The organism is Arenibaculum sp., assembly GCF_035998295.1.
Classification (GTDB): Bacteria; Pseudomonadota; Alphaproteobacteria; order Azospirillales; family Azospirillaceae; genus DASYHS01.
This window is the reverse complement of sequence record NZ_DASYHS010000260.1, coordinates 1-12,624: the sequence shown is the minus strand read 5'-3', so window position 1 is coordinate 12,624 and position 12,624 is coordinate 1. Positions and strand designations below refer to the sequence as shown.

The window sequence follows — 12,624 nt, the reverse complement described above, 5'->3', positions numbered from 1 at the left end:
CCACCATGCCTGCAGGACGTCGCGCGGCAGGCGCACGACCTCGCCGCGCCCGACATCCATCACCGGCCGGTCGCCGTCGAGCCAGGCCCGGGCCCAGGTGATCGCGCCGGGCAGGCTCTCGCCGGTGAAGGTGCCGCCGGGCACGGGGAAATACTGGCTCGGCTGGCGGAAGGAATGGACGCCGGCCAAGGTGTCGGGGTCGTGGCTGAAGGCGTAGGCGCCGGCCGAGCCGGAGTTCAGCAGCACCCACAGGAAGCGGCCCTCGTGCTCGGCCCCCCAGCGGACGTCGTGGAAGGCGACGCTCTGGTGCAGGCCCTTGGCCTTGAGCAGCCGCTTCATCATCTCCATCGGCAGCAGGTTGCCCTGGTCCGCCTCGGTCGCGTCGGCGATGGTGTCGCCGTCGCCCTCGGGCCGGCAGGTCGAGTTCAGCAGCCCTTCGGCGAAGTCCGACGGCGGCCGCTCGCGGATCAGGCCGAGCTGGTACTGCCAGCCGACGCAGTCGGCCGCGAACTCCTCGACCAGGTCGAGCACCGCGAGGTAGTCGCGCAGCTGCTCGCGCGTCGCCCGCTCGTCGAAGTCCCCGGCGCCCGGCGCGTCGTAGTGGAAGGTGACGCCGCGGTCGCGCACGAAGGCCAGCGCGTCGTCGATGCGCCGCTCGGCGACCCGGCGGCCGTAGTCGAGCAGCCACGCCTGGTCGACCTTGTGCTCCGAGAAGCCGAGCCGGGCCAGCACGCGCGGGCCGAAATAGCCGTTGATCATGCCCATCGAGGTGTCGCCGAGCATCAGGGCCAGCGGGCGCCGCCGCCGCATCCCGGCGGCGACCTCTTCGGCCAGCACCTCGGCCGCGCGGTCGAGCGGGCCCGGCGTCCCGACCCCGTCGGCGGCATGCTCGACGGTCCCGCGCTCGCACCAGGCTTCGAGGTCGGCCATGAACCGGTCGTCGCGAGCCCAGTCCTGCGCATCCGTCCACGCACGGCTCGCAGGCCTGCCGTGGAGCGCCAGGCAGGCGGCGGTGTTCAGCAGCCCGACCAGCCCCGGCCAGCGGCCGGAGAAGTTGCTGACCATCAGGAAGGGATTGTCGCGGCCGACCACGCCCTCGGTCGTGTGCGGGCCGTAGACCCAGTGGGCGTAGACGCCGACCACCGGCCCCTCGATCGGCGCCAGCCGGTCGAGGGCGTGGTGGGGCTTGGACAGGAAGCCCTCGAGCCGCCGGTGGGGGCGGCCCAGCCGGTCCAGCGCGCGTTCGAGCTGGACGGTGGCGGCCTCCATTTCCGGCAGCGCCGTCCGGTTCGGCAGGTCCCGGTAGTCGCCGGGCCAGAAGATCGTGACCGGTTCACGCATGCCCGGCCTCCGCCGGCGGGGCCGGCAGGTCGATCACGAGCGGGGCCGCCGGACACTGGACGCGCAGGCGGTCGATATACGCCCCCGCGTCCGGCAGCCCGTCGATCGCGCCGATCGTCTCGATCAGGGCCTCCCGGTCCGGCCGATCGAGGATGGCGGCCGTGCAGTCCGTGAACTTGTCGACGAGGTCGGCCTCGCTCATCGGCAGGCTGGGGCCGCCGCGGTAGCGCGTGTCGGCCCATCCTTCCACGCGGCGGCCGTCGGTCAGGTGGAACACGACGCGCGAGCGGATCAGGTCGAAGCCCTGGGCGTTGATGCCGGGGTCGCGATGGGTCGTGATCCTGCGCTGGAGCGCCTGGAAGGCCGGGTCGCCGACCGCCTCGTCCGAGAACTGCTCGATCCCGGCCTTGCGGTGGCGGATCAGCATCGCGATCAGCGCCGCCATGGAGAACTTCGCCTCCAGGCCCGTGCGGGCCACCGGGTAGCGGATCGGCTTCAGGATGTTGTCGCCGGCGTGGAATTCCACCCGGTCGACCATCCCGGGCGCGATGTCGTGCTCGACGACCAGCCGGCGTACGAGATCCATGGACTGATGGGTCAGGATGCCCGAAGGGTAGGGCTTTATGCTGACGCCGGGGTCGACGATCGTCCAGGTCCGTCCGAAGCCCTGGCCGACCTTGTCCGGGTCGAAGCCGCCCGAGAGCACCGTCGGGAAGCCCCATGGGCCGTCGAGCACCGCGCCGTCGGCGGTGAAGCCGTCCTGCGCCAGCAGGGCGGCGAGCACGCCGTTCTCCGCCGCGCGGCCGACATGCAGCGGCTTGGTCATGGTGCCGAAGTTGCAGCGGATGCCGGCGGCGAAGCTGCCCGCGATGCCGAGCGCATGCGCCGTGGCCGCGTCGCCGAGGCCGAGCAGATGCGCGGCCGTGGCCGCGGCGGCGAAGGTGCCGACCGTGCCGGAGGAGTGGTGCCCGCGCAGATAATGGTCGGGGCGCATCCATTCCGAGATCTTGCACGCGACCTCGAAGCCGACGCAGAACGCGGTCACGAGGTCGCGGCCGGACCGCCCGCCCAGCATGTCGCACACCGTGATCGCCGCCGTCAGCGGCGGTATCGACGGGTGGGTGAGAAGCCCGTAGACATGTGCGGGGTCATGGCTGACCTGGGTGTCGTCCCAGTCATGCGCATGCCCGGACGTCGCGAGGACCCGGGCGGCGACCGGCGCCGGCACGCGCGTGGCGCCGGCGCCCAGCAGCAGCGCATCGGGCGCGCCGCCCTGGCGGAGCGCCGAGCCGATCAGGATCGCGGTCGACCGCTCGCTCAGGCCGGCGAGGAACAGCCCGGTCGAATCCAGGATGCAGCGCCGCGCGACCGCGAGCGCGTCCTCGGGGACCGTCTCATAGCGCGCCGAACGGATGAACGCGACCGCCGCGTCGGTGACGGTCCCGGCGTGCGCCGGCCGCGCCGACGGCGGCGGGGCGGCGGAAATCTCGGAGGGGCACATGCAATCCTGCTTCATTTCTGAAAACTGTTGACAGTTTAATGCCGACAGGTGACAGTTTGACAAGCGGTTTTTAGACCAGGGGAGCGAGGCGGAATGGACGTTGCGGACGATGCGCTGGAGCTGCGGCGGACCAGCACCCTCTCGACGCTGGTCGCCCAGCGGCTGGAGGCGCTGATCCTCGGGGGCCGCCTGCCGCCGGGAGAGCGTCTCAACGAGGTGGCGCTGGCGCGCGAACTCGGCGTCAGCCGCGGCCCGATCCGCGAGGCCGCGCGCCTGCTGTCCAATCATGGCCTCGTCGAGTTCATCGCCAACAAGGGCGCCTTCGTCCGCCAGATCGACCGCGGCGAGATGCTGGAGATCTACGACCTGCGCGCCGTGCTGACGGGGCATGCGTGCGAGCTGGCGGCCATGCGCGCGACCCCGGCCGAGACGCAGGCCCTGTCCGACCTGCTCGAGCGCATGGACGCGGCCACGGCCACGAACGACGCGGCGGGCTACTACGGGCTGAACCTGGACTTCCACGCCCTGCTGATGGAGACGGCCAAGAGCACGCGCCTCAGGAGCTACACCGAGGGGCTCAACAAGGAGGCTCACCTCTACCGGCAGGTCTCGCTGCAGACGCTGCCCGACATGGAGCAGTCCAACCGGGACCACGCCGCGATCGTGGCGGCGATCCGGGCGGGTGAAGCGCAGAACGCGCGCGAGCTCGGCGAGGCGCATGTCCGCGCGGGCAAGGCCCGCTTCGAGGCGGCCGTCGCCGACGCGCTGTTCAAGGACCGTTCCTGAGCCACGGCCCGCGCCCGCGGGGCCGTCGCGCCGAACCCAGGAACCGAAAACCAAGAACCGAAAACCAAGAACCCAAAACCAAGAACCCAAAACCAAGAACATAGACGCTCGAGGAGAGGAAATGCCGAAGAAGAGTTTCATCGCGGCGGTGCTGGCACTCGCCCTGGTCGCCCCCGGGCACCAGGCCCTGGCCGACGCGCAGCACGCCCGCATCGGCGTACGCACCGAAGCGGCGTCGATCGACCCGCATTTCTCCTACGTCGCCACCAGCAAGGCGATGGTGACCAACATCTTCGACACGCTGATCGAGCGCGACCCGGATCTGCGCCTGACCCCGGCGCTGGCGACGGAATGGACCTATCTCGGCGACAGCGTCTGGCAGTTCAAGCTACGCGAGGGCGTCAAGTGGCACGACGGCGAGCCGCTCACGGTCGACGACGTGCTGTTCACCTTCGAGCGCGCGCCCAACGTGCCGAACAGCCCGGCGCCGTTCGGGCAGTTCCTGTCCCAGATCGAGCGCGCGGAGAAGGTCGACGACCTCACCTTCACCATCAAGACCCGCAACCCGTCGCCGCAGCTGCTGTTCGACCTGGCCGAGGTGCCGATCGTCTCCGAGCATGTCGGCAAGGACGCCAAGACCGAGGACTACAATTCCGGCAAGGCGGCCGTCGGCACGGGACCCTTCAAGTTCGTGTCCTGGACCCCGGGCGAGGCGCTGGAACTGGCGCGCAACGACGACTACTGGGCCGGGCCCTCGGAGTTCGAGACGCTGTCGCAGATCCCGATCACGAACGACGCAGCGCGTCTGGCGGCGCTGCTGTCGGGCGGCATCGACCTGATGGACGCGGTCCCGCCGGACGCGGTCGAGCGGCTCAAGGCCGACGAGGACATCAATGTCTGGATGACCACCGACGTCTACACCGCCTATCTGCACATGGACACGGACCGTGAGGTCACGCCCTTCATCACCGCCAAGGACGGCTCGCAGATCCCGAACCCGCTGCTCGACAAGCGGGTGCGCGAGGCGCTGGCGATCGCCGTCGACCGCGAGGCGATCATCGACCGGCTGATGTTCGGCCTGGGCGAACCGGCAGGCCAGCTCGCCAGCAAGACCATGGTCGGATACAACCCGGAGCTGGAGCCCTCGCCCTACGACGTCGCGCGCGCGAAGGAGCTTCTGGCCGAGGCGGGGTATCCCGACGGGTTCAAGATGACGCTGCACGGCCCGAACAACCGCTACGTCGCGGACGCGGCGATCGTGCAGGCGCTGGCCCAGATGTTCGAGCGGATCGGCATCGCGGTCGCGGTCGAGACGATGCCCGCCAACGTCTTCTTCTCGCGCGGCAGCGCCCAGGAGTTCTCGATCTTCTTCATCGCCTGGGGGTCGGCGCAGGGCACGGCATGGCACGGGCTGCGCGGCGTGCTGATGACCTACGACAAGGACCAGGGCTACGGCCCGTCCAACCGGGGCCGCTACAGCAACCCCGAGGTCGACCGGCTGACCGTCGCGGCCATGTCCACCTTCGACCTCGACGAGGCGGCGCGCCTGGCCTCCGAGGCGGCGAAGGTCGCCTTCGAGGACTTCGCGGTCATCCCGCTCCACTACCAGATGAACGTCTGGGCGTCGCGCGACGGCTTCGTCTACAAGGCGCGCCAGGACCAGATGACCCTCGGCTACGGCCTCGGGCTGGAGAAGTAGGGATGGACCTGGCCCAGGCCATGTCCGGGAGCCACGTCGCGGATATCCTCCGCGGCGTGGCCGTCCCCATGCGCGACGGCTGCGCCCTCGCGGCCGACGTCTATCTCGGCGCCGGCCCGCGCCCGGTGGTGCTGGAGCGGACCCCCTACGGCCGGAACCGCTGCGACCAGTCCGAGCAGGGCAGGGGGATGGACCGGCCGCGCTCCCGGCCGGAGGTGGCCGAGGCGTTCGTCGGGGCCGGGTTCGCCTACGTGATCCAGGACTGCCGCGGGTGCGGCGGGTCGGGCGGGCGCTTCGCCAAATACCTCCAGGAACCGGAGGACGGCGCCGACACGATCGCCTGGATCCGCGCGCAGCCCTGGTGCGACGGCCGGGTCGCGATGGTCGGCTTCTCCTACGGCGCCGCCTGCCAGGTCGCGGCCGCCAGCCTCGGGCCGCCGGGCCTGGCGGCGATGGTCGCCGATTGCGGCGGCTTCTCGGACGCGCACCGCAGCGGCATCCGCCAGGGCGGCGCCCTCGACCTGAAGCAGGCGACCTGGGCGCATGCGCAGGCGGTCAGGGGCGCGAAGGCGGCCGGCGACCTCGACGCCGCGGCCCGGCTCGAGGCGGAGGACGTCGCCGCCTGGCTCGCGCGCGGGCCGTGGGCGCCGGGCCATTCGCCGCTCGCCGCCGCCCGCGACCACGAGCGCAATCTTTCCTCCTTCTGGCGGGCGGGCGCCTTCGGGCCGTTCTGGACCCGTCCCGGCCTCTACGCCGCCGGTTCGCGCCCCGCGATGGCCCGGACCGCCACGCTCTTCGTCTCGTCCTGGTTCGACACCTCGCTGATGAACACGATCGACAATTTCCAGGGCGTCGCCGCGGTCGCGGGCGGCAGGCCCCCGCAACTCGTCATCGGCCCCTGGTCCCACGGCAACCGCCATCTGAGCCATGCCGGCGAAGCCGATTTCGGGGCGGCGGCGCTGCCGGAGACCGGCCTCGGCGCCGACATGCTGGACCTTCGCGCCGCCTGGTTGCGCGACGCCCTGGCCGGTACCGGTAACGGTGCCCGCGGGCCGGCCGTGCGCTGGTTCGAGATGGGCGGCGGCACCGGCGCGCGCGGGCGCCACGGCCGCATCGATCACGGCGGCCGCTGGCGGGCGGGCGAGGCCTGGCCGCCGCCCGGCGCCCGCGAGGCGGCATGGTACCTGGCCGGCGGCGCGTTGCGCGCGCAGGAGCCGCCGAAGGAGACGCGCGTCCACGCCTGGACCAGCGATCCCGACGCCCCCGTGCCCACCTGCGGCGGCGCCATCAATTCCGGCGAGCCGGTGATGGCGGGCGGCATGTTCGACCAGAACCGCCTGTTCCCGGTCGTCGATCCCGACGGCCCTTCCCCCCTGCGCGCGGGCCGGCCGGACGTGCTGGTGTTCATGACGCCGCCGCTGGAGCGCGACCTGGTGGTCGCGGGCCCGGTCCGCGCCCGGCTGTGGATCGTGGCGGACGCGCCGGATGCCGACGTCACGATCAAGCTCGTCGACTGCTATCCCGACGGCCCGGCGGTCAACCTCGCCGACGGCATCCTGCGGCTGCGCTACCGCGAATCGCGGGCCGATCCCGTCCCGCTGCCCGAGGGCCGGCCGGTCCGGGTCGAGGTCGAGGCCTTTCCCACGGCCAACCGGTTCCGGGCCGGCCATCGCATCCGCCTGGACGTCGCGGCCAGCAACTTCCCCCATTTCGACGTCAATCCCCAGACCGGCGCGCCCGAGGGCGAGCCCGGCCCGCGGGCGAAGGCGCGGCTGGCGCTGGCGACCGGCCCCGATACGCCGTCCTGCCTGCTGCTGTATCTCGTCGAGGAGCCGTCATGATCGCCTTCGTCATCCAGCGCCTGTTCCAGGGCGCGGGCATCGTGCTGGCGATGTCGCTGATCGTGTTCATCGGCGTCTACGCGATCGGCGACCCGGTCGAGATCCTGATCCCGGCCGACGCCGACCAGGCGACGCGCGAGGCGGTAAGGCGGTCGCTCGGCCTAGACGGGCCGCTGTGGGAGCAGTATTTCCACTTCCTCGCCTCGGCGGTCCGGGGCGACCTCGGCAGGTCCTTCGTCTTCAACATCCCGTCGATCGAGCTGATCTTCCAGCGGATGCCGGCGACGATGGAACTGGCGCTGAGCGCCACCGTGCTCGCGGTCCTGATCGGCGTGCCGCTCGGGCTGGTCGCCGGGCTCCATCCCGAGCGGTGGTACTCGAAGGCGATCATGGCCGGCTCGATCTTCGGCTTCAGCCTGCCGACCTTCTGGGTCGGGCTGATCCTGATCCTGACATTCGGCGTGTGGCTGTCCTGGTTCCCGGTCTTCGGGCGCGGCGAGACGGTCGAGGTGCTCGGGGTCGACCTCAGCATCCTGACCGTCGACGGGCTGCGGCACATCTTCCTGCCGGCGCTGAACCTCGCGCTGTTCAAGGTGGCGCTGCTGATCCGGCTGACCCGGGCCGGCACCAAGGAGGTGGTTCCCCAGGACTATGTCCGCTTCGCGAGGTCGATGGGGATTCCGGGCGGGCGCATCCTGCGCCGCCACGTCCTGAAGAACATCATGATCCCCATAGTGACCGTGATCGGGATCGAGTTCGGGTCGGTGGTCGCCTTCGCCGTCGTTACGGAATCGATCTTCAACTGGCCGGGCATGGGCAAGCTGATCATCGAGTCCATCAACAATCTCGACCGCCCGGTCATCGTCGCCTACCTGATGCTGATCGTCGTGCTGTTCGTGATCATCAACCTGGTCGTGGACCTGCTCTATGCCGTCCTCGATCCGCGCGTCAGGCTGCGGGAGGAGGCACGATGACGAGTTTTCCGGTCGCGACGCCCGGCGGCGGGGCGAAGCCGTCCCGCGGTGCGCCGAAGGCGGTCTCCCCGATGCGCGAACTGGCCGCCGATTTCCGGGCGAGCCCGGTCGCCTCGGCCGCCCTGGCGCTGCTGACGGCGATCGTGCTCGCGGCGCTGCTGGCGCCGCTGATCGCGCCGCAGGACCCCTACGACCTGTCGAGCCTGTCGATCCTCGACGCGCGCCTGCCGCCGGGCACCGAAAGCGGCGCCGGCTTCGTCTTCTGGCTCGGTTCGGACGGGCTGGGGCGCGACGTCTTCAGCGCCATCCTCTACGGGCTGCGCACCAGCCTGCTCGTCGGAGGCAGCAGCGCCGTGGTGGCCCTGGCGATCGGCACGACGCTCGGCCTCTCGGCCGCCTTCGCCGGCGGACGGGCCGATTCCGCGCTGATGCGCCTGGTCGACCTGCAGATGAGCTTCCCGCCGATCCTGGTGGCCTTGATCCTGCTCGCGATCCTGGGACGCGGGGCCGACAAGACCATGATCGCGCTCGTCGCCGTCCAGTGGGCGTATTACGCCCGCACGGTCAGGGCCTCGGCGCTGGTGGAGCGCGAGAAGGAATATGTCGAGGCCGCCCGGTGCCTGCGCCTGGGCAACCTGCACATCCTGCGCCGCCACCTGCTGCCCAACTGCGTGGCGCCGCTGCTGGTGGTGGTGACGGTCCAGGTCGCCCATGCGATCACCCTGGAGGCGACGCTCAGCTTCCTCGGCATCGGCCTGCCGGAGACCGAGCCGTCGCTCGGGCTGCTGATTGCGAACGGCTACCAGTTCCTGATGGGCGGCCTCTACTGGATCAGCATCTTTCCCGGCGTTGCCCTGCTGGTGACCATCCTGTCGATCAACCTGGTGGGCGACCAGCTGAGAGACGTCCTGAACCCGAGGCTCAAGCGATGACCGCGCCGGTCCTGGAGGTCCGCGACCTCACGACGGAATACCGCATGAAGGCGGGGATCGTCCGCTCCGTCAACGGCGTCTCCTTCTCCCTGGGAGCGGGCGAGATCCTGGGCCTGGTCGGCGAGTCCGGTTCGGGCAAGTCCGTGACCGGCCTGTCGATCATGGGCCTGATCGAGCCGCCGGGCCGGGTCGCGGGAGGATCGATCCGGCTTCAGGGGGAGGAACTCGTCGGCCTGCCCGAGGCCCGGATGCGCGAGCATCGCGGCCGGCGCGTGTCGATGGTGTTCCAGGACCCGATGACGACGCTGAACCCCGTGATCACGATCGGCGGCCAATTCCACGAAGCCCTGCGGGCGCATCGCCGGATCGGCCGGCGGGAGGCCGACGACGTGGCCGAGAGGGCGCTGGCCCAGGTCGGCATACCGTCGCCGCGCCAACGCCTCTCGGCCTATCCGCACGAGCTGTCGGGCGGCATGCGCCAGCGCGTCGGCATCGCCATCGCCCTGGCCCACGATCCCGCGGTCGTGATCGCCGACGAGCCGACGACCGCGCTGGACGTCACGGTCCAGTCGCAGATCCTGCATCTCGTCCAGGCGCTGGTGCGCGACCGCGGCACGGCCATGGTCTGGGTGACCCACGACCTCAGCGTCGTGGCCGGCCTGTGCGACCGGATCGCGGTGATGTATGCCGGCCGGATCGTCGAGATCGGTGCGGCGCGCGACGTTCTGACGGCGCCGCGCCATCCCTATACGCGCGGCCTGATCGCCTCCATTCCCGGCGACGCCGAGCCGGGAAGCCGGCTGGTGCAGATACCGGGGCTACCGCCTTCCCCGCTGTCCCTGCCCGAGGGCTGCTCCTTCGCCCCGCGCTGCACCCGCGCGACCGCCGCCTGCCGGGACGTCCCCGTCTTCGCCGAGCACCGTCCCGGCCATGCCGTCCGCTGCCACCATTCCGGATGAGGGGCGCCGTACCGATGGGCCGTACCAATGGAGTGTCCATGCCGACCGTGCCGACCGTGCCCGAGAACACCGGTGCGGAACCCGCGCCCTTCGTCGAACTGCGCTCCGTCACCAAGCGCTTCGAACGCCGGATGACGGCGATCGAGCGGATGCTGACCAGGTTCGGCGCCGGCTACCGCGACGAGATCGTGCAGGCGGTCACCGACGTGTCCCTGTCCATCCCGCGCGGCTCGGTCATGGGGCTCGTCGGGGAAAGCGGCTGCGGCAAGTCGACCCTCGGCCGGATCGCCGCCGGCCTGCTGGCGCCGTCGCAAGGCGCGGTTTCGGCCGACGGCATGCGGATCGCCGGCCGGCCGGCCGAAGCGGCGGGCCGGCCGGCGTCGCGGCGCGAGCTGCTGCGGGTGCAGATGGTGTTCCAGAACCCGATGGCGTCCCTGAACCCGCGCCAGCGGATCGTCGACATCGTCACCGAAGGGCCGATCTATCACGGCCTGATCGATGCGGCCGACCGGGACGCCTTCGCGGCGCAGCTGCTGGAGGAGGTGGGCCTCGACCGCGATGCCATGCAGCGGCTGCCGCACCAGTTCTCGGGCGGACAGAGACAGCGCGTCGGCATCGCGCGCGCACTGTCGGTATCGCCCGACTTCCTGATCTGCGACGAGCCCGTCGCGGCGCTCGACGTGTCCATCCAGGCGCAGATCATCAACCTGCTGCTCGACCTGCGGGAACGCCGGGGGCTGACGGTGCTGTTCATCAGCCACGACCTCGGGGTCGTCCGGCATCTCTGCGACCGCGTCGCGGTGATGTATCTGGGACGCGTGGTGGAGGAGGCCACCGCCGCCGACCTGTTCGCCTCGCCCGCGCATCCCTATACCTGGGCGCTGCTGGACGAGATTCCCAGCCTGCATTCCGGCCGGCGGGCCTATGCGCCGATCTCGGGCGAGTTGCCTTCGCCCCTGGCGCCGCCGCCGGGGTGCCATTTCCATCCGCGCTGCCCCGATGCGCTGGAGGTCTGCCGCACGCGGCCGCCGGCCGCCGGGACCCTCGGCGAGGGCCATCGGGTTTCCTGTCATCTCGCCGGCCCCTGACGCGGGCCGGCGGCGCTCAGGTTCCCCCTCCCTGCCTCCTCGTCTGGAAGGTGACGACGCTGAGGATCATGTTCACGCTGCTTGCGTCGTCCGACAGCGGCATGTGGATGCCGGACACCGCGCTCACGCTGTCGTCCCCGCCCGTGTAGGGCGGGGTGGTGAAGACCGGCCGGCAGGTCTCGACCACGCGGGCGCGGTCGATCCAGACCTGGCTCGAAGGGCCGGTATGGGTCAGCTCGGAGAAGCGGCGGCCCGTGTAGTCGCGCCGGGCCCTCGCCGCGATCTCCGTGCCGATGAGGCGGTAGCGGAAATCCAGGGGATTGCGCAGCACGTCCGTGAGCATCAGCCAGGGGAGCAGCTTGGGAATGTCGAGCGGGTCGAGGTCGCGGCGCGCGGGCATGGCGCGGCCGCCCAGCTTGCTTCGCCAGTAGTCGAAGGCCGCGGTGAGGATCGTGTCCATGGCTTCGCTCTTGTCGCGGCCGGGCATGCGGACCCGGCCGGATGCCTTGGTCGCCGCCCGGCCGCGGCGGGCTCTCGCGGAGACCTCCGCCGGCCGTAGTGCCGCGACGAGCTTGCCCGTCGCCGTGGCGGAACGATAGCCCGTATTCGCAGCAGCCGGCATGTCACGAACAGCGGTTCCCGATCGTCGTCCCGTCGTTGGGCGGATTTGCCCATCGGCCTGCCGGGCGCGTGCCCGGACGATCGAGGAGATATCCATGAACGGAGCGGCCCTTTTCATCAGGCACAAGTCCCTCCCGGGCAGGCGGGACGAGGTCCGGCGCGTCTGGGAGAAGCATTTGCGCCGGAGAATCGGCGGGAATGCGGCCCACGACGCCTACTTCTACTGCTATGACGACTCCGATCCGGACACGATCTGCGTCTTTCAGCTCTACGACGATCGTGCGAGCGCGCAGGCGTTCGTGAAGCAGCCCTGGTACCCCGCCTACGAGGCGGAGGTGGCGCCGCTGCTCACGGGGGAGTCCGAGTTCCGGCCCGCGACCCCGGTCTGGATCAAGGCGTCCGCGAACGGGCCGGCCGCCGGCTAGCGGTCCGCGCCGGGCCCGTCCGCCCCGGTGTCCTCTCTGTCTCGCCTCTACGACCGGTATACCCTGTCTGGACAGGGTAATCACCAGCTGAAGAACCTGTTGGGAGATGACCGGTATTGCTGAGGCATGCGGGTCAACAACAATCCTGACATGACAGAGAGGACATAGAAATGCCCGGATTGAAAAAGCATCTCCTGATGGGGGTGAGCGCCGGATTCACTGCCATTATTCTGGCAGCCACGCCTCAAACCGCTTCCGCGCAGTGGTGGGAAGACGAGGGAGCCTACGCCGAATACGAGGAAGGCTTCGGCGAAGAGGAGCAGGCCTTCGGCGAGGAGGAAGGCCTCGGCGAGGATGAGCAGGCCTTCGGCGAGGAGGAAGGCTTCGGCGAGGAGGAGCAGGCCTTCGGCGAGGAGGAGGAAGGAGGCCTCTTCGGCGAGCAGGAGGAGGATGTCGG

At 70.7% G+C, this 12,624-nt stretch carries 12 protein-coding genes; 9 read left to right on the top strand and 3 right to left on the bottom strand.

Annotated elements, in window-relative coordinates; genetic code table 11:
* Together VGO20_RS24125 and VGO20_RS24120 are read right to left on the bottom strand one after the other, a co-directional pair.
* A partial coding sequence (locus VGO20_RS24125; protein WP_327504949.1) for a hypothetical protein occupies positions 1–1,341 on the bottom strand: 1,341 nt, incomplete at its 3' end.
* Complete coding sequence (locus VGO20_RS24120; RefSeq protein ID WP_327504948.1) at positions 1,334–2,842, bottom strand: MmgE/PrpD family protein; 1,509 nt, start codon at positions 2,840–2,842, stop codon at positions 1,334–1,336. The genes VGO20_RS24120 and VGO20_RS24125, both read right to left, overlap by 8 nt.
* Positions 2,843–2,935: 93 nt before the next feature.
* Between VGO20_RS24120 and VGO20_RS24115 the strand changes: the two genes are divergently transcribed.
* The 7 genes from VGO20_RS24115 to VGO20_RS24085 all read left to right on the top strand — a co-directional run bounded on the left by VGO20_RS24115 (position 2,936) and on the right by VGO20_RS24085 (position 11,121).
* Complete coding sequence (locus VGO20_RS24115; RefSeq protein ID WP_327504947.1) at positions 2,936–3,628, top strand: GntR family transcriptional regulator; 693 nt, start codon at positions 2,936–2,938, stop codon at positions 3,626–3,628.
* A gap of 121 nt (positions 3,629–3,749) precedes the next feature.
* Positions 3,750–5,327 carry an ABC transporter substrate-binding protein gene (locus VGO20_RS24110; protein WP_327504946.1) on the top strand — a complete coding sequence of 526 codons (1,578 nt, stop codon included), beginning with the start codon at positions 3,750–3,752 and terminating at the stop codon, positions 5,325–5,327.
* Between the two features lie 2 nt (positions 5,328–5,329).
* The gene (locus VGO20_RS24105; RefSeq protein ID WP_327504945.1) at positions 5,330–7,168 is read left to right on the top strand and encodes a CocE/NonD family hydrolase; all 1,839 of its coding nucleotides are present in this window, start codon (positions 5,330–5,332) and stop codon (positions 7,166–7,168) included.
* On the top strand, positions 7,165–8,142 hold the full coding sequence (locus tag VGO20_RS24100; RefSeq protein WP_327504944.1) for an ABC transporter permease: 978 nt from the start codon (positions 7,165–7,167) through the stop codon (positions 8,140–8,142). The genes VGO20_RS24105 and VGO20_RS24100 overlap by 4 nt, the downstream gene beginning before the upstream one ends.
* Positions 8,139–9,074 carry an ABC transporter permease gene (locus VGO20_RS24095; RefSeq protein WP_327504943.1) on the top strand — a complete coding sequence of 312 codons (936 nt, stop codon included), beginning with the start codon at positions 8,139–8,141 and terminating at the stop codon, positions 9,072–9,074. Before VGO20_RS24100 ends, VGO20_RS24095 begins: the two co-directional genes overlap by 4 nt.
* The gene (locus VGO20_RS24090; RefSeq protein WP_327504942.1) at positions 9,071–10,033 is read left to right on the top strand and encodes an ABC transporter ATP-binding protein; all 963 of its coding nucleotides are present in this window, start codon (positions 9,071–9,073) and stop codon (positions 10,031–10,033) included. Before VGO20_RS24095 ends, VGO20_RS24090 begins: the two co-directional genes overlap by 4 nt.
* A 38-nt stretch (positions 10,034–10,071) precedes the next feature.
* Positions 10,072–11,121, top strand: a complete 1,050-nt coding sequence (locus VGO20_RS24085) for an ABC transporter ATP-binding protein (protein ID WP_327504941.1) — start codon at positions 10,072–10,074, stop codon at positions 11,119–11,121.
* A 16-nt stretch (positions 11,122–11,137) separates the two neighbouring features.
* Here VGO20_RS24085 and VGO20_RS24080 read toward each other — a convergent pair whose 3' ends face one another.
* Positions 11,138–11,581, bottom strand: a complete 444-nt coding sequence (locus tag VGO20_RS24080) for a PAS domain-containing protein (RefSeq protein WP_327504939.1) — start codon at positions 11,579–11,581, stop codon at positions 11,138–11,140.
* Positions 11,582–11,837: 256 nt separating this feature from the next.
* Here VGO20_RS24080 and VGO20_RS24075 point away from each other — a divergent pair, with 256 nt between their 5' ends.
* Complete coding sequence (locus VGO20_RS24075; protein WP_327504938.1) at positions 11,838–12,167, top strand: putative quinol monooxygenase; 330 nt, start codon at positions 11,838–11,840, stop codon at positions 12,165–12,167.
* A 170-nt stretch (positions 12,168–12,337) separates the two neighbouring features.
* Positions 12,338–12,624: hypothetical protein (locus VGO20_RS24070; RefSeq protein WP_327504937.1), on the top strand; the 287-nt coding region annotated here is incomplete at its 3' end.

Coding starts and splice junctions, on each gene's coding strand:
- VGO20_RS24120 (WP_327504948.1), bottom strand. CDS start 2,842: ATGTGCCCCTCCGAGATTTCCGCCGCCCCGCCGCCGTCGGCGCGGCCG.
- VGO20_RS24115 (WP_327504947.1), top strand. CDS start 2,936: ATGGACGTTGCGGACGATGCGCTGGAGCTGCGGCGGACCAGCACCCTC.
- VGO20_RS24110 (WP_327504946.1), top strand. CDS start 3,750: ATGCCGAAGAAGAGTTTCATCGCGGCGGTGCTGGCACTCGCCCTGGTC.
- VGO20_RS24105 (WP_327504945.1), top strand. CDS start 5,330: ATGGACCTGGCCCAGGCCATGTCCGGGAGCCACGTCGCGGATATCCTC.
- VGO20_RS24100 (WP_327504944.1), top strand. CDS start 7,165: ATGATCGCCTTCGTCATCCAGCGCCTGTTCCAGGGCGCGGGCATCGTG.
- VGO20_RS24095 (WP_327504943.1), top strand. CDS start 8,139: ATGACGAGTTTTCCGGTCGCGACGCCCGGCGGCGGGGCGAAGCCGTCC.
- VGO20_RS24090 (WP_327504942.1), top strand. CDS start 9,071: ATGACCGCGCCGGTCCTGGAGGTCCGCGACCTCACGACGGAATACCGC.
- VGO20_RS24085 (WP_327504941.1), top strand. CDS start 10,072: ATGCCGACCGTGCCGACCGTGCCCGAGAACACCGGTGCGGAACCCGCG.
- VGO20_RS24080 (WP_327504939.1), bottom strand. CDS start 11,581: ATGGACACGATCCTCACCGCGGCCTTCGACTACTGGCGAAGCAAGCTG.
- VGO20_RS24075 (WP_327504938.1), top strand. CDS start 11,838: ATGAACGGAGCGGCCCTTTTCATCAGGCACAAGTCCCTCCCGGGCAGG.